This is a genomic window from Pseudomonas cerasi (genome assembly GCF_900074915.1).
In the GTDB taxonomy this organism is placed as follows: domain Bacteria; phylum Pseudomonadota; class Gammaproteobacteria; order Pseudomonadales; family Pseudomonadaceae; genus Aquipseudomonas; species Aquipseudomonas cerasi.
In genome coordinates this window covers 116,690-142,919 of sequence record NZ_LT222319.1, presented here as the reverse complement: position 1 = coordinate 142,919, position 26,230 = coordinate 116,690, and the positions used below count along the sequence as shown (strand labels likewise).

Genomic DNA, 26,230 nt, shown 5'->3' with positions numbered 1-26,230 from the left:
CGTTTATTCTCCTTGGTGGTTGAAGCCTCTGGCGCGAAGCTTACCCCAGCGGTTCGATGACGGCGAATAGGGTCAGGGTTGATATCTACTCAGTCTACATGTGACAGCAATCGACCCGGAGCGGACAGTTGCTACCCATGTCGCTTAGCAGCCCATCGGTCGTTCACGAATGGATATACCGGCATAAAGTAGCGCCGCGATAATGAACGGAGACTTTTTCTCCAGATACTCCGCCATCCCACCGGTATTGCTCGACTCCAGCTGAAGCTTCAGCGCTTCATACTGCAGGCGCACCGAGGGCTCGCGCCTAAGCAAATCTCTGAACCCCAACATCTGGGTGATCGTAAGGTGGTCACGGGTACAAGCGTGAAGCTTGTGCGTGCGAATACCAGCCACGTTACGCCGATAGAAATGATGCCCTTCCGATAGATCATTTCCTCGTACATATCCCAAACCCATTAACACCTCGTCTCGCGCCGAGGCATGGCGATGATCGTTAACCTCGATGAGCACATCGATCTCGGGCTTCGCCGCGAGCCCTGGAACAGCGGTGCTTCCAACGTGGTGTATGGCAATCAGTTCATCGCCAAAAGCAGAAGCGATTAATGGCTTGTCTGCCAGAAATCGGGCAGGCCACGCCGGAGTGTAGGGAGTGATCTTGCTGGTCAGTGCCATGTCCGTTCCTGGGCGGCTAATGCACCGAAGTTTCGCTCAAGGCATGTGCAGTTGCCAGGGACTGATAGCAGAACCTCGACAGTACGGCGATTCAGCAGTTCGAATTTGGATCTGGTCGAGGTTGCTTAGCACAGTACCGGCGCTTCGATGATGATCCGCCTGTACTCATCTGAATCGAACACAAATGGGCCAATACCGCTGATTGGACGAGGGGATTCATATCCGTTTTCATACGCAAATGAATCCCAGACGATGCCGGTATCGCTCCTTTCAACTTCTACAGAATAGGCTCCGCATCCAATGTCCGCGCACTCTGGGCAGATGTAAATAATGACTCGGGCAGCCCGTCCTTCAGGTAGATCCCAGCATAGGAGATCGGCGACGAATGCTTGGTTTTGTTGGGCAAAACCACTGGCAAAGGGGGTCATGAAATCCGAATGACCACCGTCAGCGCTCGTAAGCATATCCAGGACCGAACACCCGTCGATTCGGAAATCCAGGTAGCTACGCTCTGTAACGGTACACCCGCCCAATGAATAACCTGGCCGGTTGATTCGATCAAGGGTGAGTCCGCTGAGCTGTATATGAGTGGACCGGAAGGGAGGTAGGGCGCAATTACACTCGTTATTAATTTACTTGGCAACACGGCGCTGCTCGATGCGCTGCTTCTGGTCGAGTACGATCTACCAATGACAAATTGGGTATGCGCTCAGCCGTCAATCGGGCCGGAATTCGACTGTTGCGCCGAAGGCTTCCAGTTGGTCGCGCAATTGGCGCAGTTGACGTCTTGTACCGCTTCTGGCGTTGAATTCAGACGCGTCGGCAAGTGCCAGTGCTTCCTTCAATGACAACTCGCTCCCTTTGCTGACTAGCTGAATAACCTTGAGCTTATGAAGGCCCAGGGCAGTAACGATCAAGTCGCCGCTTTCAAAATCAGCCGGGTCATAGGCACTGACTTCAGCGGGCGATTGCTCCAGGAGCTCTGCTTCCTGGCGCGCATCGATTACTTCACGCCAGTACTGATTCGCAGAGCCGATCTCGGCCATGATCAAGCGACTGAATTCGATGATGTCATCATTCACTTCTGCCAATGCTTCGAGCAAACGGCGAAACGCCACAAGGCTCGGCGCTATCCGTATTGCGTCCCACCGACCTGCTCCGTGGGCTGCGGTATAGACGGGATAGCCGCTTGGAGCTTCGGTCGCTGCAATAAAAACCGGGTCGTCCAGCCCGGTCATTGCAAGGACATACCAGTCTGGATTCCATTCGCCTTCAGTATCGGATACCAGGCTTACACCGGTATTCCCATGTGTCCGAAAGCCAGCCTGAAAATCATCAAGATGATCCAGTTCTGCATAGTGCGTGGGTAAAAGAAGATCACCCACAACGACGCCATTGATAAGAAACTCTCGGATGTTTTCGCGGGCCAAATTCATACGTCGATAGTTCTCGCTATGGGGCTCAAGCACATGGAGTGGGTGGCATCGTCATGATCTATTCGCAAAAATCCACACTCCAGATAAAACGCGTCGCCTGCAGAGGTATCGGTGGTGAGGCGCACGTTTTTAAAGCGCAGAGCTGCATGCGCAACCAGCGCCTTTACCAGTGTCCGCCCCACGTGGTGCCCTCTTGACGAAGCGCTGACGTAAACGCGTCGTAGCCTTGCCGTGTTCGTTTTGACGTATGGATCAACTGAAAGGCCTCCGATGCCTATCAGTTGCTGGTTCAAATACGCTGCCATAAAACATTCGCCGGGGGCATCGAAGCGATTTGCCCCGGAGTGCCACTCGGCAATCAGGCGGGTAACAAACCTGAAACCCTCTCCAACCGCCTCTTTCTCTAGCGCAAGAATTTGCGGGGGGAGATGGGTGATGTGTCGAATTTCCACTTGGCTCATGCATTGCCCTGGTGAGTGAAACAAGTCACCAAACAATCGGCTTATCGTTCCAATCCCAAAAGGTCCCGCTGTCGGCCGGTCCATGTGCGCCTAGCACCTCAATGATGCGATCCGCTGAAAACGCCGGTTCGAACAGTTGGCCTTCGGGCACGTTCGCCTGGAATGGCTGAGACAGCTCTGTGTCGGTCGTGCCTGGGTGTATAGCCAGGACAGTAGAGGCCGGGTTAAGGCGTTTCAACTCGATACTGGCCGTGTGCAGCAACTGGTTGAGCGCTGCTTTGCTGGCTCTGTAGCTGTACCAGCCACCCAGCCGGTTATCGCCAATAGAGCCAACCCTCGCGGAGAGCGCCGCGAAGGTAGAAGGTTGTTTGCGCAATAACGGGAGTAGGTGTTTGAGCAGCAGGATCGGTGCAAAGGTGTTGGTCGCGAAACTGGCTTGCAGGCTCGCAAGTGTCAGTTGTGCCAAGCCCTTTTCTGCTTTTGCGCCGTCCTGATGAAGAATGCCTAGCGTACTGATGACGAGGTGCAGATGCTCACATCCCTCAAGCGTCTCGCTCACGAGCGCTTCGAGGGATTGTTCATTGCGCGCGTCGCAGTCGACGCGTTTGATGCGTTGGCCATATCGCTCCGCAAGCGTTGCCAGCTCAGTGGAAGTGCTGGCTTTGCGCGCGACCGCCCATACCTGAGCTACATCATCGCGAGCAAGCAACGCTGCGCACAGTGCCAAGCCAATACCTCGGCTGGCTCCGCATATCAGCACGTTGGCCTCGCTGTTCAGTTCGGGTATCAAACTCATAAGGCACCTTGAGGAGCATGGTTGAAGTGTTTTTGACTTCTGTGGGGCAACTATAGCCCTAACGCTTCGCCAACAACCGCGCCAACCCAGCCGTCACCACAACAGCCAGCAAAACGGCAGCCGCGATAGACAGAAGCGCGCCCCATTGCACTATGGAATACCTGAGGGTCAGGTAGAAACTCACCACCCCAACGGCGCCAATAGCATTGCCGCGGATTATCGCCGCCAGTTCATAACGCCCGCCTTGAACGTGGACGAACACTGCAAGCGGCCAGGCGATCACCGGGATCGGTGCCAGCAGCCCACTGACCACCGGCCCGAGCCAAGTAGCGCTTGCGGTAATCGCCAGCAGCAGAAGGGTGGCGGTCAGCATTCGCATCGGGATGACCCAGCGCGGCATTGCAACGTACGACGCTACGTCCGGCGGAGCCTGTTTCGAGGTGGCAACGACGATCAACCCAACCATCAGCAGCGTGACAATGATCGACAGCGCCAGTAAGCCCGACAGGTTCACCACAAAGGCCGTCGCGCCATACACGGCGAGCGCCAAGGTGCATCCAGCCAACGCTGAAACGCGTCGAGTGGCCAGAAAATAAAACAGATAAGTCGCCTGAATCGCCGCCAGCCCGGCCAATGCGCCGGGCACCGCCATCGAGGCGAATGCAGTGCCTTGCTCAAGGCTGAGAAACAGCATGACCAGCGCCGAGGTCATCGGCAGGCCGGAAAGCAGCCCTGCCACGCCGGTGCCCCAGCGCTTTGCCGCCAATGAAATGGCCAGCATCAGCGCGGGGGTGATGAGTAACTTGAGGTAGAAGGCCGTCATGCAGAAAACTTCACATCCGAAAGTGGGCTGAATGCTAAACCTTTTGGCGGTTGGTAACGATGCATGTCAGCGCTTACTCCATCGCTCGACAGCGCATCCGCCAATCGCCAGAAACAGAAAAGCCCGGCGAACCGGGCTTTCTGAAATCGGGCAGTGCTTATTTAGCCGTTTTCAGCTTGATCACGTCACCAGAAACGGTAGTGGTGTAGCCGTTCAGGACCCAGGCCCAGAACCACTTCTCCTGCACTTGGGTATTGATCAGCGCATCGCCACCCTTGGCCTGAATAGCGCTGTTCTGCGCACGAACGAAACGGTCGTTCTGACGAATCGGGATCAGACCGAACAGCATCAGGCCGGTGGCGCTTGCTTCACTGTGACCTACGACGGTGTATTGGCTGCTGTCGTATTGCGGGGTTTTCATAGGGGTGCCGGTGCAACCCGCCAGAACCAGACCACATACTGCTGCGGCGACAACTTTACTAACTGACTTCAAGATAAAACTCCATGGAAAAACCCGGATCCACGTCTCGGGCGGCGGTACTTTACTCGTTGGGCTGGTGCTTGAGGTGTTTTTTTGAAATTGCTTTACAGCGCCCTCACGACTGCGCTTCCGCAAACTCCGAGAGTGGGCTGTTTCAGGCTGTAGCGGGGCGGCGCCTACCAGCCAATAGCAACTTTCCGAGACGTTTCCCCGCTTTGCAGGCGCACCTCTCCCATGGCCAGCAGCTAGAGGTTCGGTAGGGTAAATAGCATGGCCTATTGTGCTGTGTTTTTGACCAGCCCTTCAGACCGCATCTTTATATAACCAAACTGGCGCTTGATCATACGAAATGGATGTTCAACCTTTGCCCAAACCTGGGCTTTCGCGTACTAAATCTTGCGACGCACGCGTGCGATCAAACTTTTCTTGCCATGTTTTTAACTGCTCGGGCGTACAGCGATAGACCAGATTATCTAAGGAAACTCTGAAAAAGACTTCCAAATCTGGTGAAATACGCCAGTCCCAAGCACTGAACGGTTGAGTCCCGATGAAGCAGATGTCCTTCGCTGACGCCGAATACGCTGGCAAACGCAAACAAACCCGCCGTGAACGCTTCCTGATCGAGATGGATCAGGTCGTGCCCTGGAATGGCTTGGTCAAACTGATCGAGCCACACTATCCAAAGGGCGAAGGTGGTCGCCCTGCCTATCCGTTGATGGCGATGTTGCGGGTTCATCTGATGCAAAACTGGTTCGGCTACAGCGATCCGGCCATGGAAGAATCGCTCTACGAAACCACAATTCTGCGACAGTTTGCAGGACTGCACCTGGATCGGATTCCGGACGAAACCACGATCCTCAATTTCCGCCGACTGCTGGAGAAACATGAGCTGGCCGGTGGGATTTTGCAGGTCATCAATGGCTATTTGGGCGACCGTGGTTTGTTGCTGCGCCAGGGCACCGTGGTCGATGCAACGATCATCCATGCGGCGAGTTCGACCAAGAACGAGGACGGAAAACGTGACCCTGAAATGCACCAGACGAAGAAAGGAAATCAATATTTCTTCGGGATGAAAGCGCACATCGGTGTCGATGCCGAATCCGGTTTGGTGCATAGCGTGGTGGGCACGGCGGCGAATGTAGCTGACGTAACTCAGGTCGACCAGTTACTGCACGGAGAAGAAACTTACGTCTCTGGCGACGCGGGCTACACCGGTGTCGAAAAGCGTCCCGAGCATCAAAATCGCCAAATGATATGGTCGATTGCAGCGCGGCCCAGCAGTTATAAAAAGCATGCAAAGGAAAGTCTGATCGGGCGCATGCGTCGCAAAATCGAATACGCGAAAGCTCAACTGCGCGCCAAGGTTGAGCATCCGTTTCGAGTGATCAAACGCCAGTTTGGTTATACGAAAGTACGCTTCCGAGGCCTGCTGAAAAACACTGCGCAGCAGACCACGCTATTTGCTCTGTCCAATCTGTGGATGATGCGAAAACGACTGCTGAATACAGGAGAGGTGCGCCTGTAATGTGGACAATTGACGCTAAAAAGCGCTTGTCCGAAGAAAAAAGAGGAGTTGGGCGAGGCAAAGGTCTGATTTTCGATTGAAACGACGTTTTTTGAAACTTTGAAGCAACGGGAGGGTTAAAAAGTCTGCCTACTTCAGACCTTCCCTAACGATTCTGATGACTCGCACGCTTGTCCACGCCGGTCTAGACTGCATCGCCAATGACCTAGGTTTCAACTGATCGATGCGAGTCACGCCCGCCACACTTGCTGCGGTACCCGCCAGGCCACGTACTAAACTCGACTCGGCATCTTCGTCGACATGCGCTTGCATGCCGAAGAAATACTGGTGTCCTTTCATATTCCGATAAATATCGGAGTCGCTGTAGCCGAACCAGTTTTGCATCAAATGAATGCGCAGCATCGCCATTAATGGATAGGCGGGACGGCCAGGCTCAATCAGATTGATCAATCCCTTCCAGGGTTCTGATCCAGATCAATCAGGAAACGTCCCTTACGAGTTTGCTTGCGCTTACCAGCATACCCGGCACCGGCAAAGGTCCTCTGCTTCATCGGGCCCCTCGGCGGTTACGATTAGACTCTTGTCGAATCTGATAGTCTTCTTCAGAGTTCCCTTAATCATTATAAAAACCAAAAAAATATTTTGAATAATTATAAAGAAAGCACCTATCAACCACGACTGCTTCCTGGATACCATCGTTAATTTTTTACGCTAGTCGAAAAAAGTCTAAGGCCTATGCCAAGACGGAGCTATGGTTGCGTATAGCGATAGCCAACTGCTGATCGCACAATAATTTATCTAGCCATTAACTAGCTTTTCACCTCATCAAATAAGGAAAATTTGACGTGATCATTTTCAATCAGAAGTATTCTTTTCTTGCCACAATGTGCCAAGATAACTCACTGGGTGCTATTGGTTTTACACAATATCAGTCAGGCGTATCGCCAGCAGCAGCTTATACTGGAAATCGATTATCGATGGCTACTGTGACCAACCGTAATATTCAATATTTATTCCTTTATCGGGATGACGTACAAAGCTACGAGATTAAGTTCTTAAGTGAAAACGGGGCGTTTTACTGGAATGTGATTTCTGAAATACAACCTGAAGATTTCAATTATAGTTTTTTAAAAGCTGCTACTCGTCGTGAGGGTAGCCTTAAAGACGACAATTTGTATGGGTGGAGCATGTACTGGCATGATCCGGCACTAGGTAAGTCAGGCCCGCTGAATAATGGTCAGCTTGCGGTGCCGCTCGGAGAGTTAAGACTTGGAATTAATCAACCGATTTGCATTAGAGCAGACGCGGGATCTTTTATTTCACTTGAAAATAAAAGTTCCATTGGAAATGAGTGGGTAGCATCGGCTAGGTGTCGTTCAGTGACTAATGCCACTGAACCCAATCCGTTGTCCATTAGGCTGAACGTCCTTCAGCTTAATCTTCCGTTTACAAATTGAGAAATTGTGTGCACCATGCGATAAGGCTTCGAGATGTATAGATACTTGAACGACTCTGGGCAGGGGACGCCCAGAGTTGAGGTGTAGTGATAACCACAATGCTTTAGCGCTCTACGTTGGCAGGCAGTTCGACGATCGACCCTAACAGGCTAATGGACAGAGGTCTAACGGATACGCAAAAGCGAGTGAGATGCGCGCGAATGAGAAGCTCTATTTATTATTGACGTTATAAACTTCCAAAGAAACCTTAGACGTACAGTTATAAAGCGGAGTAGGACTGAACCCTACGCTTTCTAACTCTTGTGTGTCCCAGATTTTCATTTCAACAGCCAAATACAGCATACCCAGAGTTATAGGAATCTTACCTCGCCTTTCCTTGCCTCGTTTAAAGGCAAAAAAATCATACCCCTCAGGTACAAAATATCTGCAAGGATCATAGTTATCCATACTAATGGAAAAACGCTCAAAGAACTCGGGCATCAACTCATTGGCATCGTCCCCTTCGATGCTCAGCTCACGGTTAATATCCGTGGCCAGGCTGAGATCTTAAAATGCATCTTTGCTGAATTCAAACACCTCTTGAATACACCTGACTATATCGTTCAGCAGCTCATACTCCACGTTATCCTTACTCATTCAGAACACCTGATCTTCAGCACATACCATGTTATGGTAGGCAACAACGGTTTTATAGCCAATGAGTTCTAGTGCTGGTGCTGTGTAAGCTTAGCCAACCATTGGAATGGCTCGACCTGCAAATGCGCCAATGTACTGATCGAAGTAAGGATTTTTTACTTCCGGAGGTGGGACCATTTCTCCAAAAAATCCTGAAGCACAGCAGAGCCAACCTTGACGCAAGTACGTTCAGGTTATGGCATCATTTTAGAAGGTTAGAAACAAAAAAGCCCGCACAAGGCGGGCTTCGGGCATTTCATAGACTGTCCACAACTCAAGACACATCCAGACTGCCCAGGCGTCGTTTGAACCGGTTAGTAAGAGCCCCGTATTTAAAGGGTTTTTTTGGTGGTGACTCGGTTAGGCATACACGTGGGCATACACGGCGCTACCTTCTGCCGCCAGTGAGGCGAGAGCAAGGGTGATGAATCTGCATCCATCCAGGGTATCCAGTGCTACTCAAATGTTCTGTGCCACTTCTGTAGACCCTCTGTGTTCAACCCAGATTGACAGCTCCTCGATAGCTGCCCCACCTTTGGAAGGTCACGCCTCTGTAACGGAGGGGCAGGTAGTGTCATGATTCGACTGAAATAAACTCCGCAGCCGGGCAAATTTATGACCGATACGCCGCATCATCAGCTTCTTCCTGGGCTGCCAGGTGATGGCCCTCTTCCTCTCCAGTTCAGTGCAACCGGCCAAGGGCAGCATAGTGAGGGGATCGTTATCAGGTTCTTGCCTGAAGGGATGCCTTCTTGGGTGGGAAACTTCCAACCCGGGTTTTGCCGCTTCAACTGCGTGTTGGAAGTGGAATCAACTTTTCATGTGATCGTAGTTGCCGGTGGTCAGGGTTACATCGTGGACGTTCGTAACGGACTGCTCGTAAAGCACTTCGGTGGCGATATTGAGAATTTGATCAGCATCCCAGAGCTGGGTAGCACCCTCGTTTCAAATGGGTTGTGGCTTAGGCTTTTCAAAGGAGAGGCTGAGGTCTGGTGCACTGAGCGTTTGTCTTTAGATGGAATTAGGGATATCCAAGTCTCCCTCGCGGATGGATTCATCACGGGGGAGGGATGGTACTTGGAGGACTCTTGGTACCCGTTCAAAGTTTGTATTTCCTCCGGAGAGGCTACAGGAGGAGCTTTCGAGTCACTTGACGTCAGCTAGTCAGCCTCGCCATTCCCAGAGGATTAACGCCGGGGACCCTGGCGACATTCGAGGAACACGGGGCATGAAACCCGCGTGGATTTGGTAGCTGCTGATCGGTTGACGTTGGTTGACAGTTGACAGGTTGACGGCAGCAGATCAGTAGCTGAAGGAATGAACATCCGGGTTCACCACCTGATTGGGTGAGTTCACCGGGTTCACCAGTTCACTAAGCTGTAAAAACGTCGGCTACTCAAGATGCGTGGGTTCCCTGCCCCGTATGCAGCAGAGGTCCTCAGGGGCCCCGGCTCATACCGAACTCCATCCGCTGATGGAGCTAGTTTCATAGGGGGGCGGGGCTAGGACATCATAAATGCGGTGTAACTGGTGTTACAGATGTAACTAATTATCTTAACTAATTGAAAGTAAAGCACAAATTATTCGTAACACCGCGTGGGAGGCTTGGGTTTATGCGATGTAACAACGCGAAAATATGTAACGTTGCCCTTTGGTACGCCGTTCGGGCAGCTGCATACGATGACCGCTATCGGCCAAAGCAGCTTGAAAAAAGTTTTTTCAGAGTCCGCCCACTGCTGCCTGTCTGGATAGGTGGGAGTCGGCCAATAGCTGATCCTCGTGGAGTTCGATTTCGGTTCGGAAACTGACTGTCGATAAAGCGCTCGCCGTACTCACCGAATGGAATCTTGGTATCTCGCACTTGCTGTACCTATCCATGTAGAGCAGATAATTCTTTGTTTGCGGAATGCCGGACCACCGTCCCTTACGGTCAGGTTGTCACAACGTGACGGAGTTAAGTGGGAGCCGTCATCCAGACTCAGAGCTCGCCTGCCACCAGGTAACGATTGGTGCACTATCCTTGCAAGCTCACGGACATAGAGAGATAAGGCATGGCTATATACGAGGAAGTACTGGCTTGGTCGGAAAAGCTGCCGCCATGGCGCAGCGACGCCTTGCGCCGTTTGTGTGTCCAAGGTGAATGGAGTGATCAAGATCTAGTCGAAATTCTTGATCTTGCTAAGCAACATCATGGGGTGCGAAGCACATTCCTGCCGGTTCCTCAGCCTGTCCTATTTGCCGCGAACCATTTTCCCGCCGAGGCGAATCGGGACCACACCGTCGTATTGCAGTCCCTGCATTCACTTACAAACGTGGGGAGGATCCCGAACAGTGAGGTTCTGAACTTCCAGCCGCATGGTCTCACCATCGTGTACGGCGGAAACGGCACGGGGAAGTCCGGTTACGCACGGGTGCTGAAGCAGGCGTGCCGCGCACGGAGTCCAGGTGCTGTCCACGCCAATGCTTACGCGGCGGATTACCTGCAACTCATACCAAGTGCTGCTATTGACTTCGTTCTGGACGGCACCACCGAGCAGACGACCTGGAGCAGTCAGCGCGATAACGTACCACGGCCAGAACTCCGGGGAATTTCCGTTTTTGATGGCGACTGCGCTCGGCATTACCTCTAGTCGCGAGAAGCTGCTAACTTTCAGCCATCTGCTCTGACTTATCTCCAGCAGTTGGCGAATGGACTCAATCAGGCTCTGCGCCCAGTGCTACAGGCAGAGATTACGGGCCTTGCCACTGACACGACACCATTCAGTGTCATTCCTTCCGACACCGATGCCGGACGGGCGCTGCATCCGATAGGCCCAACCACTGACCTGACGCGAGCGCGTGAATTGGCTATGCTCGCTGAGGATGAGCAGGCAGAGCGTGTAAGACTTCCGCAGGAAATCAGCGAAGCGGACCCAACTGCCCGGGCCTCGCTACTTGACAATGCTGCAACGCGAGTCGATGAGTTGGGCAACCTCATCGCTAAGGTGGCCGGCGTAGTATCTGATGAGGCCATCAATGCCAAGCTCCAAGCACATCAAGCCGTAGTCGAGGCCGAGAAAGCTGAACATGCAGCGTCCGCCATATTGCAGGCCGGAGATGCTACACAGCTACTTCCTGGAACGGGGCAGGGTGTTTGGGCGTTGCTATTCAACGCTGCTCGTGAATACTCGTCCAGCACTGCATATCCAGGACAGGCTTTCCCGGTCACCTGTGACGATGCAGTCTGTGTTCTTTGTCAGCAAGAGCTAAGTCCTGAAGCGCAGGAACGCTTGCAGCGATTCGATCACTACATTCGAGATCGGGCGGCGGAAACTGCACAGGCTGCACGCAACGCTTGGCAGCAGATCGTTCGAGAGGTCGCTCCAGCAAGTGTCGATTTCACAGTTTCCCCTAACATGGTGGAGAGCCTGAGGGCTCGCGTACCAGCGCTTCCGGATGACATCCAGATCTTTCAGGATGACTTGATCGCCCGACTTCAGTGGCTCAAAACTGCGGTGGTTACTGGGGTATGGCAGGACTGTCCTGGGTATCGTGGAGCGAATCCGCTGACATCGATCACTCATGCTGCGGAAGCAGTTCGCGTAGAGGCGGGTCGCCTTCGCGCGAGCATGGATGCAGGGGCGTTAGCGGCCAAAAAGCTACGGCTGAAAGAGCTGGAAGCGCGGCAGCTACTTTCCGAGCATATCGAAGCCATAGCCCGGGTGATTGATAATCTGGACCACAGGAGCCGGCTCCAGAATTGCCTAAATGACGTTGCAGCTACACGCCCGATCAGCGTGCTGGCTGGCAAACTGACTCGTACTTACATCAGCGAGACTTTGGCTGGGCGTATGAACGAGGAGCTTACTAGGCTGGAACTGAGGCACGTTGAAGCTGCAGTCACCTCAGCCGGTGATGCCGGGGCAGTTCGTCTAGGAATTCAGCTGTTGGAATGCCAGCTTCTCCCGCACCAAGTGTTGAGCGAGGCAGAGCAGCGAATGACCGCGCTTGCCTACTTCTTCGCTGAGCTTCACCAGTCTGGATCGACTTCCGGAATCGTTTTCGACGATCCGGTCTCAAGCCTCGACCACAGCCATCGAACCGCTGTCGCGCAACGAATTGTTGAAGAGTCAGTCAACCGGCAAGTCATTGTATTCACGCACGACGCTGTATTCTTTGGGGAACTTAAAACACTCTGCCAGGATATGCGTATGGCACCTGAAGTGAGGTCGATCAGCTACCGTGCGGAAGGTCCTGGCTACGTGGATGTCGGCTTGCCATATGACATGCGCCGGCACCGTGAGCGCATCGCGCAACACCGTCGTGACCAGCAGCAAATTGCAGCAACCTTCAACACCCCTCCCGGAGACACTGAGCGGTATGCGATCCGTAATGCATACAGTGATCTTCGCGTGACGATCGAAATCGGTATCGAGGATACGATACTCAACGAAACGGTTGTGCGGTTCCGCGACGGAATCTCAGTAGGCCGTCTTAACGGCGTGATAGCTGTGGAGGAGCAGGAGTTCCATGAAGTGCAACGTCTGCATAACCGATGCTGCCGCAATGTGAGTGCGCATTCACATGCGGCCGGCCAGCAGCGTCCCGTGACACATCCTGACGAGTTGCTTGGGGATATTGAGGCCGTGAATACATTGCTTTCGCGTATCCGAAGCCGAAGGGGCTGACTCAGTCTTTAAGTGGGCATCTTGCAGTGCCTGGCAACTTCTCGCGTGAGGCAGCTTACAACCCCAAGCTGCCGTTCAAAAAGAGCCTCTATGGGCAGAAGCGGAAGTGACTATTTTGGTGGCCTTCCTTTTAAGGCTATCTTCTTTGCAAAGGTGAACCTATGATTAACTGTAGGCCTATTGGTTTTCAAAAATGGTTGGCAATTAAATTCGATTAGAGTTGACGCTTCACTGAACCTGAGTTTTTTAAATGATTTGTTTAGCGAAATTAGATGTTTGACTGGCGTCTGTGGGCTGAAGTAAATGTTTTTGTTGCAATTTAGGTACTGAAGTGCGTTTAGGTAGAAGATGTCGGATTTATTAGTTATTTTGTGGAAGTTGGTTTTCCTTAATCCGATTTTATATTTCTTTCCGTCATAGAAAGCAATCAATAGATTTGGTGTCAGTGGCAAAAGCATCCTGTAAAAGCAATCTTCATTACCATCGTTCATATAAATCAGTGGATTGTCACTTATAAGAAAAGGGGTGTCTGTGTGATTTATAAGTAGCTTCATTTCAAGTAGCATGCTAGGGCGCATGATGTTGTTGGCTGTTTCAAATAGAGTGGAATGCGGATTAGTTATGGAGATACTCAGGCTATCACAAAGCTCCGACAACTCGCTTTCAGAAAGCGCGCCGTTTGCTGCCTCAGCTAGCTTGAGCATCAGTTGAGGCTTTGTTTGATCTTTGATAATAGAAAAGCTTTTTGTAATAACTTCTTCGACCAGTTTCAAAGCCTTTTCTGTTCGAACATACTGATAGACTGAGAATATAGTTAGTAATATATGGGCATAGCTGAATCGTTCAATGTGAGGGTCGGAAATAGAACTTATTGTACGAATTATCTTTCTAACCTCCTCCTCGATTCTCCCCAACTCTTTCTCAATGAACAAGTCCTTGCCGTAAAAATAGTGTTTCGCGCACTGCGGCTTGTACGGGACTGATGGCTTTATTTCACCGCTTAAGGCGTTCATTAATCCGATATTTATTTTGTCAGGACCTGTGAATCGCTTTAACAGTAACCTTGGGACGTAATGTTGATTTGCATACCCAGCTTTTTTGGGTTGAGAGCGTGAGTTCATGAATTTTTGCACTCATGGTGTGATCAAAGTTTACATTGACTAGCTATTGTATCCGGTCTGGTGAGTTTATAGTGCGCTTCGATGCGTTTACTGACCCATCAGATGTTTCATAATGTTAAAAAACGATTGCTCATCCAATTTTACAAAGGAAAATTTGTGCTTTGAGTCGCCCCGTAATCGTGTCTGAAGCGTTCCTCAACTTATGCTTTTTCTCAAAGAAATTTTGGACGACCACTTTGGCCGATTGCTGACATTCGTCAGAGGCAGCTTTGGGGCGGTTCTGTCGGAACGGTCGGAATTTCAGGATGGAAAAGCACGAGGTTGGTTGGTGCACGGGTAGACAGTCTCATTTTGTTTAGGGGGCGCTGTCGGAATCTATCGGATGAGCGTGGGCGGACTCATATTTGAGACTCCGAGTCTCTGCAGCATGGTTGTGGGACCTGCACTCTCACCTCATTGGCAGCGCTACGACCTGAAACCATCCCCAAGTATTCAGATCCTTTGCTCAAGATCGCGGTAGGTAACGATTAGTGTGTATGGACATCACGAGGAATACGCAGTAATTTACGCTCTCTGGCGGGCAACGTGTCTTCGCACTCGGACAGCTCACCTCACGTTACTGGCGTGAGGGTAAAATGGAATCTAGGGAGAGTATCTTGAAAGTCGTTAGCCTAATAAATATGAAAGGAGGCGTGGCTAAAACGACTCTAGCAATCAACCTCGCCGATTGTCTTGCTACCCGTCACGGCAGTCGGGTTCTAGTCATCGACGTAGATCCACAATTTAATGCCACTCAGTGCTTAATTACTCCCGAAGCATACATGGAGCATTTACGCCAAGAGAAGGACACTGTCGTCAAAATATTTGACAGGAAAAGGATAGTGCCAAGTGCGGTTAAAGCGAGCAAGACCGCCCTTCCTAGAGATCTTGATGAAGTCGAGGTTGTGAAAATTAAACGCAACTTGGATTTGCTCCCCGGTAGCCTGGAACTCTACCGGCTAGAAATGGCTCCCGGAGATGGCAGAGAGAATCGGCTCAAAAATTACATTAAAACACTGGAAGGCAAGTATGACTACATCGTCATAGATACGCCACCCACACCGTCAATTTGGATGACTAGCGCTCTTATAGCATCGGGGTATTACTTAATTCCTGTAAAAGCTGATCCGATCTCTTTAACTGTCACCGCCACTGTAAAAATGACCCCCTAACGCCAACCTAGAATTGACCCCCCTGGGTAAAACTGGCGGCTTTGAGCTGCCAATATGTTGACCCAGGAGCAGTCTGTGGAAATTAAAGTGTTGGCCCGTCAGGGCCATGGCATCAAATTCATCGCCCGTGAGCTGGGTATTTCGCGTAACACCGTGCGCAAGTACCTGCGAAAGGCCCGGTCGCTACCCAGTGACAAGGTGAGACCCGCACGTCCGTGCAAAATCGACCCCTTCAAGGACTACCTGCACGAGCGTATTGAGGCGGCGCGCCCACACTGGATTCCGGCGACCGTCCTGCTGCGTGAGATCACGGCATTGGGGTACAGCGGCGGCGTCAGTCGTCTGAAGGCTTATATTCGCCCCTTCAAACGTAAGGCAGAAGAGCCGGTGGTACGTTTCGAGACACTGCCCGGCAAGCAGATACAGGTGGACTTCACCACCATTCGACGAGGCCGTCAGCCGCTTAAGGCGTTCGTGGCGACACTTGGTTTTAGTCGAGCAAGCTTTGTCCGTTTCTCCGAGCGAGAGGACAGCGAAGCCTGGCTGACAGGGCTTCGGGAGGCGTTCGCTTACTTTGGCGGCGTGCCCGAGCAGGCATTGTTTGATAACGCCGGAACCATCATCACCGAGCGAGATGCTTTTGGGGAGGGCCAGCACCGTTGGCATCCCCGATTGGCTGCGCTGGCCGATGAGTTTGGTTTTATTCCCAAGGTCTGCCGCCCTTACCGTGCCCAGACCAAGGGCAAGGTTGAGCGCTTCAACGGGTATCTGAAGGGCAGTTTCATTACCCCGTTGGCCGCTACGCTCAAGAGTGCGGGTCTGACGCTGGATGTGGTGACGGCCAACGCACATATCGGCCAATGGCTCGACGAAGTCGCTCATCAGCGGATTCACGGCACGACGGGTGTTCAACCGGCGGTACGTCTGGCCCAAGAGCAGCAGGTACTATTACCACTGCCAACACAGAGCCTGCGCCCACAACCCGCCCAAGGCCTACGCCTGGGACGGGTCCTGCCGTACGAGAGCTTGCAGCATCCGCTGTCGGTTTATGAGCAACTGCTGGAGGTGAGAGCATGAACCTTCAACATGCTCGCCTGACAGAACTATGCAAGGGGCTAAAGCTTGAGCGCGTCGGGGTGGACTGGCCGCACCTGGCCCAACAAGCAGCAAGCGGCGAAGACAGCTTTGCCGACTTCCTCGAAAAGCTGCTGGCTGCCGAGACCGATGCCCGAAGTGAACGCTCTCGACAGGCCCTGCTGAAAACTGCCGCGCTGCCCGCTGTGAAAACGCTGGAGCAATACGACTTCGCGTTTGCCACCGGCGTCCCCCGGGCACAGCTCCAGGAGCTGGCAGCACTGAGTTTTGTTGGACGTGCCGAGAACATCGTGTTCCTGGGGCCTAGTGGTGTAGGCAAGAGCCACCTGGCTATCGCCCTGGCCTACCGGGCAGTGATGGCCGGTATCAAAACCCGCTTCGTCACGGCGGCTGACTTGATGCTGCAACTGACCGCTGCGCACCGCCAGGAACGGCTCAAGGAATACTTCAGTCGTGTGGTGATGGCCCCTGGGTTGTTGGTCATCGATGAAATCGGCTACCTGCCGTTTGGTCGTGATGAAGCCAACCTGTTCTTCAATGTTGTCGCCAAGCGCTACGAGCAAGGCAGCCTGATCCTCACGAGTAACTTGCCGTTTACCCAGTGGGCCGGAACCTTTGCGGATGATCAAACACTGACAGCGGCCATGCTGGACAGGCTGTTACATCATGCCCATATCGTGCAGATGACAGGTGAAAGCTATCGACTCAAGGACAAGCGCAAAGCAGGAACCAAATCTTCTCGGGCCGAACCGGCTCGAAAATATGAACCCGAGGGGGGTCAAAACTAAGTTGGCGATTTAGCACGGAAGGGGGTCACTTTTTAGTTGGCGTTGACATTTAACAGGTATTGACCTTCTGAGAAGCATTATTGAAGAGAAAAAAGACAATTTTAATCTCGAAATAAAGTGCGCTGGGTTAGTACTGACTGTTGCGGAGACTCAGACGAACGTCTTCCAGAATGCAAAGGCCTACCTGTTGAATGACAAAAACTGGAAAAAGTTTCTATATCCAAATTATTTGGTCAAGCGTACAGCGATTGCGAAAAACCAACTTTCACAAAGCCAAATACTCGATGGTGAAGACCCTGAGTCTAAGAGTGCCCTTACGGCCATCACTACAGAGTTTGTTAACCGAGTCTCGATAGATGCGTGAAATAAAGAAGGCGAAAAGCAAAGAAGTCACAGATGATACCAAAATTAGGTATGCTATTGATTTTATTGAAGAAATGTCTTGGCTACTTGATGCTAAGAAAAACCTCAAGCTTAGCGAGATACCTAACATACTTAGAAGTAAGTTGGTTGTATCAGATGCGACCTCCAAAACAGTAGATGGCTATATATCGCCCAACCCTAACATTCACTATCTCATAGGGGTTTTGCCTCGGCTATTCCAAGACATAAATTTATTTTCTCGAAATGAGGATATAGCTGAGTTTGCAAATGAGGTTCTGGGCATTGCAATTTCTCGAGTAGAGAAACGTTCTAAATATGAGCTCATAGGTCTCATCGTCTGTGAGGCTAATGATCTGGACGACACAAAACTCGCTAGCCTTGTTAACGCACTGTCGCTAATAACGGGTAACTCCGAAAAGCTAGACTTGATGATTAAAGAAAAAAGCTCTGTCAGCTTTTCATGGAACGAAACCATTCGGAAAATTGGTGCCATTGATGAGTAGGGAGTGTACTACTGATTTTTCTGCCCTTAGGAATTATGTGGCTGCGTATACTGTTACGCCAAATCTTGCAAAGAGTTCATATGTTGAATCGATGAAGGAAATGCATAAAGCCTATTTTTCTGTAGTATGCTGGCATGCAGAAGTCATATCATCGAAGGATGATATTTTTGCGTCTAGATCCTCGTTCATAGATGATGTTTGGTTGAGAATCTCCGAAGCTGTATCGGATCTCAGTTCGTCCCTTTTTAACTGGATTAATGGAAGCTACAAAGCGTGTCGTATTATGCTCAGGTCTTCCATTGAAAACTTTGTGCGGGCCATTGCAGCAATAGAGCAACCTGGAATACTGAAAGAAAAAAATGTTTATAAGCTATTTGAGTTTTCTGCAAAATTGCAAGTCTTTACAGCGCATTCAACAATAAAATGTTATTTTGATCAGCTTCATTCCGATTATAAAATCTTGTGCCGAGATACTCACACAGCTTCGTTCGAAAATATGGAGCAAATAACATCGCTGGATGGGCTTCCAGTCTATGCAAAAGCGAAAGCAGTAAGCGCCAAGGATTTGTATGTCAGAGTGTCCCAAGGCTTCACGGTCATGGTCTGTCTATTACTCAATGCAGAGTTTCATAAGATGCATCATCGCAATCGTGAAAATATACTGAACGCTGTGCCAAAATCGATTCGGCCTCTTATTGCTGATTTCAATTGTTAAAAGCACCTCTTTATAGTCGTAGCGATAAATTAATTTTTAATCTGCATGCTTTGAATGTGCTCATAGTCAAGCCATGAAGATTTTCCGCGATCCGCACCGGGCGGACTTAAGTTATTCTCACTGCAGGGATTTACGTATCCTACGATTGAGTCGAGACGCTTTTTTAAAAGGAAGCAATGAATACATGGCCTGTTCAGAGCGGAATAATGTCGTGAATCTTTATGTCTAGCAAATCGCACAAAAAGGGCCCATCTGGGCCCTTTTTCAGGTTAAAGGCGTTATTGCTTAAGCCCTTCACTGCCTTTTCATGTCTCCAGTATTGTTGAGCTGAAGCAGGTCCTGTGCGCTGTAATTGCGCGACCGCTCCGATAGCTGATGCCACGTCCAATTCCCGACGGTTTCGCCTTCCTGCGGAACCGCCAGTTTTAACAGGCTCACTTGATCAAGGCCGAGCAGGTTGTAATTCGCCCAAAGCCTTCCACCGACTTCAAACAATGACTTCGCGGCCTCGTTCCATTTCTCCTCTAGGACCGTCTGAGAGAGCCACAGGGCGTCGCGCTCTATGCCTCTGTGCTTTTCCTGTGCTTCAACGATGTATTGATCTACGGTGGCCAGCTCCTGCTTGAGCGCGGATATGATCAGCCCCTGCCGACGATCATGCTCGGCAGCGTTTGCCAGGTTTTTTGCGGCTTTTTGTGCATCGGCGTTGGCGGTCTTTTCACCTTCGGTGTCGCCCCATGCGACAGCCTGTGCATATGCGGTAGCCGCATCCGTTTCCGCCTGCCGGGCTTTGGCCATGTCCTCTACCGCCTGTTGTTGGATCTGTTCCAGACGGATGCTGAGGCTCTGACGTTTTTCATTCAGCTCCTGCTCATCGGCTTTCCAGGTGTTCATGGCCTCGATGTAACCCGCCATCAGGGACTGGCTGTTGATGAGGGTCTCGCGGCGATTGATCTTCCGATCCAACAGGTCAGCTTCATGCTTGCGCGCATCGAAACGCGTTTTCAGCTCGTTGTACTTATCGCGCAGTTCGCGTTCCTGGGCAGGCCCAATGGACTGCTCATTTTCCAGCGCGGCTTCAAACGGCAGCAGCTGGGTATGCAGCTGACTTTGGCGTTACACGCCGGGGCAGCGTTACATTGGATATTCGCTGAGCCGCTTAACTGTGTAACGGACGTTAAGGAAACTCTGAAAAAGACTTCCAAATCTGGTGAAATACGCCAGTCCCAAGCACTGAACGGTTGAGTCCCGATGAAGCAGATGTCCTTCGCTGACGCCGAATACGCTGGCAAACGCAAACAAACCCGCCGTGAACGCTTCCTGATCGAGATGGATCAGGTCGTGCCCTGGAATGGCTTGGTCAAACTGATCGAGCCACACTATCCAAAGGGCGAAGGTGGTCGCCCTGCCTATCCGTTGATGGCGATGTTGCGGGTTCATCTGATGCAAAACTGGTTCGGCTACAGCGATCCGGCCATGGAAGAATCGCTCTACGAAACCACAATTCTGCGACAGTTTGCAGGACTGCACCTGGATCGGATTCCGGACGAAACCACGATCCTCAATTTCCGCCGACTGCTGGAGAAACATGAGCTGGCCGGTGGGATTTTGCAGGTCATCAATGGCTATTTGGGCGACCGTGGTTTGTTGCTGCGCCAGGGCACCGTGGTCGATGCAACGATCATCCATGCGGCGAGTTCGACCAAGAACGAGGACGGAAAACGTGACCCTGAAATGCACCAGACGAAGAAAGGAAATCAATATTTCTTCGGGATGAAAGCGCACATCGGTGTCGATGCCGAATCCGGTTTGGTGCATAGCGTGGTGGGCACGGCGGCGAATGTAGCTGACGTAACTCAGGTCGACCAGTTACTGCACGGAGAAGAAACTTACGTCTCTGGCGACGCGGGCTACACCGGTGTCGAAAAGCGTCCCGAGCATCAAAATCGCCAAATGATATGGTCGATTGCAGCGCGGCCCAGCAGTTATAAAAAGCATGCAAAGGAAAGTCTGATCGGGCGCATGCGTCGCAAAATCGAATACGCGAAAGCTCAACTGCGCGCCAAGGTTGAGCATCCGTTTCGAGTGATCAAACGCCAGTTTGGTTATACGAAAGTACGCTTCCGAGGCCTGCTGAAAAACACTGCGCAGCAGACCACGCTATTTGCTCTGTCCAATCTGTGGATGATGCGAAAACGACTGCTGAATACAGGAGAGGTGCGCCTGTAATGTGGACAATTGACGCTAAAAAGCGCTTGTCCGAAGAAAAAAGAGGAGTTGGGCGAGGCAAAGGTCTGATTTTCGATTGAAACGACGTTTTTTGAAACTTTGAAGCAACGGGAGGGTTAAAAAGTCTGCCTACTTCAGACCTTCCTTAAAACCAATGAAACCGGGCGTTTAGCGAGTGACGTTACACGAGTAACACTGGTTACACCGCTTTTTGAGGGGGGATGGGTATGCGCGTTCATACAGCCTTGCCAAAGTGGCCTTCTACCACGTTACCCTGGGCGAGTTGATCAAGATGATCGGCGTACCACTGCATCATGACTTTGCGTTGAGGTAAATAAACTGCCTTGTTGTACACCCCTGCGATTCCTTCCTTCACATGGGAAAGCTGCGCCTCAATATGATTTTCATCGAAGCCCTGTTCATTGAGGATCGTGCTTGCGATATGGCGGAAGCCATGGCCTGTTTGGCGTCCGCCATAACCGAGTCTCCGTAACGCCATCAGAAAAACGGTATTGCTGCGTGGGATAGTCCGATCTTTCCGGCCGGGAAACAGCAGTGGGTATGCTCCTGTAAGCGAGCGCAATTCAGTGATTGCTTCGACAGCTTGTCGTGATAGAGGGACCACGTGTTCACGCCTACGCTTCATACGTTCGGCTGGGATCGTCCATAGCTTTTTATTGAGGTCGATCTCTGACCAGCGTGCTTCTCGAATTTCACTCGGACGTGCGGCCAACAGCGCGAGCAAGCGGAGCCCCAAACGAACATCCTTCGCGTGAGGGTAAGAGTTGATCGCACGAAGCAGTGCAGGCAGTTCCTCTACTGAAACGTGCGCATAATTTTCAGCGCTACGCGTTTGAAGGAATTTGTTGAGGCCTTCGAGAGGGTTATGGATGGCGCGTCCAGTGACGCGTGCCAGGTCATAGATTTCTTTGCACGTGGCGCGGACTCTGCCCATTTGGTCAATGATCCCTTTCTGCTCCATGCTGCGCAGGAATTCCATCCACTCAAGAGGCAGGATCTCGGTATAAACCCGCTTCCCAAATACTGGAAACGCGTGCAGCTCCAAAGCTCCAATGATTCGCCGGGCGGTCCCAGCTTCCCAGCCCGACCGTCTTGAATCAAACCACTCCCGTGCAAGCGCTTCGAACGTGTTATTGGCTGCCTCCAGGTCAGCAGCTCTCCTAGCCTGTTTGCTGACTAACGGATTTTTCCCGTTGGATGAGTCTTCACGCAGTTGTGCAGCCTTCTGCCTGGCTAGGGAACCGCTGACTTCGGGATAGCCGCCTAGCCCTAGCCAAGACCATTTTCCGTCTGGCTTTTTGTAACGTAATTCCCAAGACTTCTGGCCATTTGCTTTGACCCGAAAATACAAGCCGTTGCCATCTTGCTCCCGATAGGTTGCATCCTCTGGTTCCAGGCCGGAGAGGGTGGTGTCGGCTAGCGGGCGGCGCTTGATGTCGGTGCGTTTCACGGCTTGTATGCCTCCTGTTCAAGGAATTGCAAAGCATACACGTGGGCATACACGGCGTGAAGGTATAGGGGTGGACCGCTATGGATAGCCAGAGACAACAAAGCCCGCACGGGGCGGGCTTCTTGGGGTATTTCGTAGACTGTCTGAGACAGGTCTAGATTGCTATATGGTGCACCAGGCGGGATTCGAACCCACGACCCCTGCCTTCGGAGGGCAGTACTCTATCCAGCTGAGCTACTGGTGCGACGCGGGCGCCATGATACTCACATGGGTACGGGGCGTCCAGTTGCGGGCGGTGTGCGACACAAATCACTCAGCGCGCCCCGCCACAGCCTTTCATCAGCCCACACCCATTACCGCCCACAAAGGGACAGACCTGCGCTTTCGGCACGGCTGTGTGGTGGTGCATGATGCTCCCCATACCACTCTGTCAGTTCGTTCTCACCGAGGGCCTCTTATCAATCAGTTCAAAAGCATCGAGCGCAGCCCGTGCCGCGTTCTTATTACCGGGGCCAGTATCGCGGGGTGTGCCGCGGCCTGGTGGCTGACGCAGCGCGATTGCGATGTCACGGTTGTCGAGCAGGCGCCTGCCTTTCGCGATGGCGGGCAGAATGTGGATATGCGGGGCGCGGCTCGGCAGGTTCTGCGTTTGATGGGGCTTGAGCAGGCGGTGAAGGATCTCAACACCGGCGAGACCGGGCTTGCGTGGGTCGATGAGGACAACCGCACGGCGGCGCAAATTGATCTGTCCGGTCTGGAGGGCGACGGCCCGACTGCTGAGCTTGAGGTGTTGCGCGGGGATCTTGCGCGCCTGCTGTATGAGGCGTCGTCTGCTGATGCGTTCTATCGCTTTGGAGATCGTATTGTCTCGGTCGAGCACGATGCGGAGGGCGTGTCGGTCACGTTCGAGGGCGGTGGCGAGGAGCGTTTTGATCTGTTGATCATTGCTGAAGGTGTCGGTTCGCGCACGCGGGAGCTGGTGTTCCCCGGCGAGAATCAGCTGCGCCGGATGGACCTGGCCAGCGCGTTCTTTACCGTGCCTCGTGCGCCGACCGATAGCCAGACCGCGCGCTGGTATAACGCGGTGGGCGGTCGCAGTGCGGGGGTTCGTCCGGACAATCGCGGTACGACGCGTGCGTTCTTTAATGTGCAGGGCCGAAGCCACCTGACGGTCGGCAACAGTGTTGCCGAGCAGAAGGCGTTTCTTCGCGCGTCGTTTGCAGGCGCGGGCTGGGAGGTGCCTCGTCTGCTGGAGGGGATGGAGGCTGCGGAGGATTTCTGGTTCGACGACTTGCGTCAGGTGAAGATCGATCGCTGGTCGAATGGCCCGGTGGTACTGCTGGGCGATGCAGCATGGTGTGTCACGCCGCTGGGTGGGGTCGGCGCTTCGCTGGCGCTGATTGGCGCGTATGTGCTGGCGGGCGAACTCACCAAGACCGACACCATTGCCGAGGCGCTTGCCGCGTACGAATATGTCCTGCGCCCTGTGGTGAAAAAGTCGCAGAGCGTGCCGAAACTTGTTCCGCGTCTGGTCCATCCTCGCACTCAGACCGGGGTGAAGATTCTGCGCGCCGTGCAGCGGCTGGTGGCAACGCCCTTTATCAGCAAACGTGCTGCCAAGGCGCTGACCCCGGCGGTGCAGTCTTTCACGCTGCCGGATTATCGATAGCGCTACAGGCGTGGGTTAAAACCTGCGCCGGGCTCTGCGGTGGTCATGGCGCTGTCGAACTCGATCAGCCACGGCCCGGCCAGGACGATGATCGGGTCGTTCGGCAATGCTTTGAGGTTGATCGTGACCTTCGCCGGTTGCTCCGTGGTCGCTCACGGCTTTTATGCGCTGCCTGATCACGCTGCGGCTGCCTTGCGGTCAGGTTCGGCGCTGATCAGAAAACCACCCACCTCCGTACGCCCGTTCTTTTTTTCGAACGGGCTATTGTCCTTTCCCCCTGCAATGCCTAGGATTCGTTTGAGATTTCAAACGCTCTTGTTCGGTCTTCCTGCCTTCATGCGTTGCGCAGCGCTGGAACCCGATGGAATGTTTTCCTGACGATGGCTTCCAAATGGGGTGCATCGATATCAATTGTTCGCGTCGCCTCTCGGGCGATGCTGTTTAGGAGGCCGACATGCAGCTCAAAGATTCCACACTGTTCCGCCAGCAAGCCTACATCAACGGCCAGTGGCTGGATGCGGACGGTGGTCAGTCGATCAAGGTCAACAACCCTGCCAACAACGAGATCCTCGGCACTGTGCCAAAAATGGGCGCAGCCGAGACGCGTCGGGCGATTGAGGCGGCTGACAAGGCGCTTCCGGCCTGGCGTGCGCTGACCGCCAAGGAGCGTGGCAATAAGCTGCGCCGCTGGTTCGAGCTGATGATCGAGAACCAGGACGATCTGGGTCTGCTGATGACACTGGAGCAGGGCAAGCCACTGGCCGAAGCCAAGGGCGAGATTACCTACGCCGCGTCGTTCATCGAGTGGTTCGCCGAAGAGGCCAAGCGCGTGTATGGCGATGTGATTCCTGGTCACCAGCCGGACAAGCGCCTGATCGTACTCAAGCAGCCGATTGGTGTGACGGCGGCGATCACCCCGTGGAACTTCCCGGCGGCAATGATCACCCGTAAGGCCGGTCCGGCACTGGCGGCGGGCTGCACCATGGTGCTCAAGCCTGCGTCGCAAACGCCGTTCTCGGCACTGGCCCTGGCTGAACTGGCCGAGCGTGCGGGTATCCCGGCTGGTGTGTTCAGCGTGGTGACCGGCAGCGCAGGCGATATCGGTGCCGAGCTGACCGGCAACCCGATCGTGCGCAAACTGTCCTTCACCGGCTCGACCGACATTGGTCGCCAGTTGATGGCCGAGTGCGCCAAGGACATCAAGAAGGTTTCCCTGGAGCTGGGCGGTAACGCGCCTTTCATCGTGTTCGACGACGCCGACCTCGACAAGGCGGTCGAAGGCGCGATGATCTCCAAGTACCGCAACAACGGCCAGACCTGCGTGTGCGCCAACCGCATCTACGTGCAGGACGCGGTGTATGACGCATTCGCCGAGAAGCTCAAGGCGGCGGTCGGCAAGCTGAAGATCGGTAACGGCCTGGAAGAAGGCGTCACCACCGGCCCGTTGATCGACGACAAGGCGGTGGCCAAGGTCAAGGAACACATCGCCGACGCCGTCAGCAAGGGCGCAACCGTGCTGACCGGTGGCAACAGCCTGGAAGGCTCGTTCTTCGAACCGACCATTCTGGTCAACGTGTCGAAAGATGCCGCCGTGGCCCGGGAAGAAACCTTTGGTCCGCTGGCCCCGCTGTTCCGCTTCAAGGACGAGGCCGAAGTGATCGCGATGGCCAATGACACCGAGTTCGGTCTGGCGTCGTACTTCTACGCGCAGAACATGAGCCGCGTGTTCCGTGTTGCCGAGGCGCTGGAATATGGCATGGTGGGTATCAATACCGGCCTGATCTCCAACGAATTGGCGCCGTTCGGCGGTATCAAGTCGTCCGGCCTGGGCCGTGAAGGCTCCAAGTACGGCATCGAAGATTATCTGGAAATCAAATACCTCTGCCTGTCGGTCTGACCGACACTCGGGTATTGCAGCCGATGGCGCGCGAGAGCGACGTGTCATCGGCTTTTGTTGCACCGCAGTTTCCTGGTGGCCTGAAGGCTGCAGCAGTCGATCATCGTATGCTGCTGCAGTTGATCCGGTCCGCTTGATCCTTGACCCACGC

General features: G+C 53.0%; 25 protein-coding genes, 1 tRNA gene and 3 pseudogenes. 15 read left to right on the top strand and 14 right to left on the bottom strand.

Going from position 1 to position 26,230, the window contains the following annotated elements:
* Positions 1-144 precede the first annotated feature (144 nt).
* From PCPL58_RS03055 to PCPL58_RS32525, 8 genes and pseudogenes are all read right to left on the bottom strand, one after another.
* Entirely contained in the window at positions 145-675 is a 531-nt protein-coding gene (locus PCPL58_RS03055; RefSeq protein ID WP_065348789.1) for a GrpB family protein, read from the bottom strand.
* 125 nt (positions 676-800) lie between these two features.
* Entirely contained in the window at positions 801-1,103 is a 303-nt protein-coding gene (locus PCPL58_RS03050) for a hypothetical protein (RefSeq protein WP_227443062.1), read from the bottom strand.
* Positions 1,104-1,391: 288 nt separating this feature from the next.
* A complete protein-coding gene (locus PCPL58_RS03045; protein ID WP_065348787.1) occupies positions 1,392-2,111 on the bottom strand; it encodes a hypothetical protein in 720 nt (239 codons plus the stop codon).
* Positions 2,108-2,572, bottom strand: coding sequence for a GNAT family N-acetyltransferase (locus PCPL58_RS03040; RefSeq protein ID WP_065348786.1), 465 nt, complete (start codon positions 2,570-2,572; stop codon positions 2,108-2,110). Before PCPL58_RS03040 ends, PCPL58_RS03045 begins: the two co-directional genes overlap by 4 nt.
* A 25-nt stretch (positions 2,573-2,597) precedes the next feature.
* A complete protein-coding gene (locus PCPL58_RS03035) occupies positions 2,598-3,368 on the bottom strand; it encodes an SDR family NAD(P)-dependent oxidoreductase (protein ID WP_065348785.1) in 771 nt (256 codons plus the stop codon).
* A gap of 58 nt (positions 3,369-3,426) precedes the next feature.
* Positions 3,427-4,191 (bottom strand): hypothetical protein, encoded by a 765-nt coding sequence (locus PCPL58_RS03030; protein WP_065348784.1) that lies wholly within the window; start codon positions 4,189-4,191, stop codon positions 3,427-3,429.
* Between the two features lie 157 nt (positions 4,192-4,348).
* Positions 4,349-4,684, bottom strand: coding sequence for a hypothetical protein (locus PCPL58_RS03025; RefSeq protein ID WP_016566852.1), 336 nt, complete (start codon positions 4,682-4,684; stop codon positions 4,349-4,351).
* A gap of 266 nt (positions 4,685-4,950) precedes the next feature.
* Positions 4,951-5,076, bottom strand: a pseudogene (locus PCPL58_RS32525) (IS5/IS1182 family transposase); the annotation flags it as partial.
* 143 nt (positions 5,077-5,219) lie between these two features.
* On the opposite strand from PCPL58_RS32525, the gene PCPL58_RS03020 reads away from it, so the two are divergent.
* Positions 5,220-6,197 (top strand): IS5 family transposase, encoded by a 978-nt coding sequence (locus tag PCPL58_RS03020; protein WP_065348561.1) that lies wholly within the window; start codon positions 5,220-5,222, stop codon positions 6,195-6,197.
* Positions 6,198-6,410: 213 nt separating this feature from the next.
* On the opposite strand, the pseudogene PCPL58_RS30585 reads toward PCPL58_RS03020, so the two are convergent.
* A pseudogene (locus PCPL58_RS30585) lies at positions 6,411-6,748 on the bottom strand (transposase); the annotation flags it as partial.
* Positions 6,749-7,042: 294 nt separating this feature from the next.
* Here PCPL58_RS30585 and PCPL58_RS30580 point away from each other — a divergent pair.
* Positions 7,043-7,654, top strand: a complete 612-nt coding sequence (locus PCPL58_RS30580; RefSeq protein WP_157893884.1) for a hypothetical protein — start codon at positions 7,043-7,045, stop codon at positions 7,652-7,654.
* A gap of 210 nt (positions 7,655-7,864) precedes the next feature.
* On the opposite strand, the gene PCPL58_RS31965 is transcribed toward PCPL58_RS30580, so the two are convergent.
* Positions 7,865-8,191, bottom strand: coding sequence for a DUF1493 family protein (locus tag PCPL58_RS31965; protein ID WP_269454006.1), 327 nt, complete (start codon positions 8,189-8,191; stop codon positions 7,865-7,867).
* 753 nt (positions 8,192-8,944) lie between these two features.
* Here PCPL58_RS31965 and PCPL58_RS03005 point away from each other — a divergent pair.
* From PCPL58_RS03005 to PCPL58_RS03000, 3 genes are all read left to right on the top strand, one after another.
* Positions 8,945-9,493, top strand: coding sequence for a hypothetical protein (locus tag PCPL58_RS03005; RefSeq protein WP_054992720.1), 549 nt, complete (start codon positions 8,945-8,947; stop codon positions 9,491-9,493).
* Positions 9,494-10,380: 887 nt separating this feature from the next.
* A complete protein-coding gene (locus PCPL58_RS31675) occupies positions 10,381-10,959 on the top strand; it encodes a hypothetical protein (RefSeq protein WP_173926046.1) in 579 nt (192 codons plus the stop codon).
* An 84-nt stretch (positions 10,960-11,043) separates the two neighbouring features.
* A complete protein-coding gene (locus PCPL58_RS03000; RefSeq protein WP_173926043.1) occupies positions 11,044-12,996 on the top strand; it encodes an AAA family ATPase in 1,953 nt (650 codons plus the stop codon).
* Positions 12,997-13,106: 110 nt separating this feature from the next.
* On the opposite strand, the gene PCPL58_RS02995 is transcribed toward PCPL58_RS03000, so the two are convergent.
* On the bottom strand, positions 13,107-14,117 hold the full coding sequence (locus tag PCPL58_RS02995; protein WP_065348781.1) for a DUF4238 domain-containing protein: 1,011 nt from the start codon (positions 14,115-14,117) through the stop codon (positions 13,107-13,109).
* 656 nt (positions 14,118-14,773) lie between these two features.
* On the opposite strand from PCPL58_RS02995, the gene PCPL58_RS02990 reads away from it, so the two are divergent.
* The 5 genes from PCPL58_RS02990 (at position 14,774) to PCPL58_RS30575 (ending at position 18,813) form a co-directional block, all read left to right on the top strand.
* Positions 14,774-15,328: a ParA family protein gene (locus PCPL58_RS02990; protein WP_083188520.1), complete on the top strand. Its 555-nt coding sequence runs from the start codon at positions 14,774-14,776 to the stop codon at positions 15,326-15,328.
* A gap of 54 nt (positions 15,329-15,382) precedes the next feature.
* Positions 15,383-16,405: an IS21-like element ISPsy4 family transposase gene (istA, locus tag PCPL58_RS02985; RefSeq protein WP_002551322.1), complete on the top strand. Its 1,023-nt coding sequence runs from the start codon at positions 15,383-15,385 to the stop codon at positions 16,403-16,405.
* Positions 16,402-17,211: an IS21-like element ISPsy4 family helper ATPase IstB gene (gene istB / locus PCPL58_RS02980; protein ID WP_005741073.1), complete on the top strand. Its 810-nt coding sequence runs from the start codon at positions 16,402-16,404 to the stop codon at positions 17,209-17,211. The genes istA and istB overlap by 4 nt, the downstream gene beginning before the upstream one ends.
* Before the next feature lie 356 nt (positions 17,212-17,567).
* The gene (locus tag PCPL58_RS02975) at positions 17,568-18,098 is read left to right on the top strand and encodes a hypothetical protein (RefSeq protein ID WP_065348779.1); all 531 of its coding nucleotides are present in this window, start codon (positions 17,568-17,570) and stop codon (positions 18,096-18,098) included.
* Between the two features lie 37 nt (positions 18,099-18,135).
* Positions 18,136-18,813 carry a hypothetical protein gene (locus PCPL58_RS30575; RefSeq protein WP_157893883.1) on the top strand — a complete coding sequence of 226 codons (678 nt, stop codon included), beginning with the start codon at positions 18,136-18,138 and terminating at the stop codon, positions 18,811-18,813.
* 294 nt (positions 18,814-19,107) lie between these two features.
* Here the strand turns inward: PCPL58_RS30575 and PCPL58_RS02965 are convergent, their stop codons facing one another.
* Positions 19,108-19,866: a chromosome segregation protein SMC gene (locus tag PCPL58_RS02965; protein ID WP_232002969.1), complete on the bottom strand. Its 759-nt coding sequence runs from the start codon at positions 19,864-19,866 to the stop codon at positions 19,108-19,110.
* Here PCPL58_RS02965 and PCPL58_RS31960 point away from each other — a divergent pair.
* Both PCPL58_RS31960 and PCPL58_RS02960 read left to right on the top strand, forming a co-directional pair.
* Positions 19,792-20,058: a hypothetical protein gene (locus PCPL58_RS31960; RefSeq protein WP_104685587.1), complete on the top strand. Its 267-nt coding sequence runs from the start codon at positions 19,792-19,794 to the stop codon at positions 20,056-20,058. The two genes, PCPL58_RS02965 and PCPL58_RS31960, sit on opposite strands and share 75 nt — an antisense overlap.
* A 6-nt stretch (positions 20,059-20,064) precedes the next feature.
* A complete protein-coding gene (locus PCPL58_RS02960; protein ID WP_065348561.1) occupies positions 20,065-21,042 on the top strand; it encodes an IS5 family transposase in 978 nt (325 codons plus the stop codon).
* Positions 21,043-21,277: 235 nt separating this feature from the next.
* On the opposite strand, the gene PCPL58_RS02955 is transcribed toward PCPL58_RS02960, so the two are convergent.
* Entirely contained in the window at positions 21,278-22,513 is a 1,236-nt protein-coding gene (locus PCPL58_RS02955; protein ID WP_065348776.1) for a tyrosine-type recombinase/integrase, read from the bottom strand.
* 167 nt (positions 22,514-22,680) lie between these two features.
* Positions 22,681-22,757, bottom strand: a tRNA-Arg gene (locus PCPL58_RS02950).
* Positions 22,758-22,913: 156 nt separating this feature from the next.
* Between PCPL58_RS02950 and PCPL58_RS02945 the strand changes: the two genes are divergently transcribed.
* From PCPL58_RS02945 to gabD, 3 genes and pseudogenes are all read left to right on the top strand, one after another.
* On the top strand, positions 22,914-24,182 hold the full coding sequence (locus PCPL58_RS02945; protein WP_065350987.1) for an FAD-dependent monooxygenase: 1,269 nt from the start codon (positions 22,914-22,916) through the stop codon (positions 24,180-24,182).
* Between the two features lie 45 nt (positions 24,183-24,227).
* A pseudogene (locus tag PCPL58_RS30565) lies at positions 24,228-24,308 on the top strand (LysE family translocator); the annotation flags it as partial.
* A gap of 328 nt (positions 24,309-24,636) precedes the next feature.
* Positions 24,637-26,079: an NADP-dependent succinate-semialdehyde dehydrogenase gene (gene gabD / locus PCPL58_RS02940; RefSeq protein ID WP_003367662.1), complete on the top strand. Its 1,443-nt coding sequence runs from the start codon at positions 24,637-24,639 to the stop codon at positions 26,077-26,079.
* Positions 26,080-26,230: the final 151 nt, after the last annotated feature.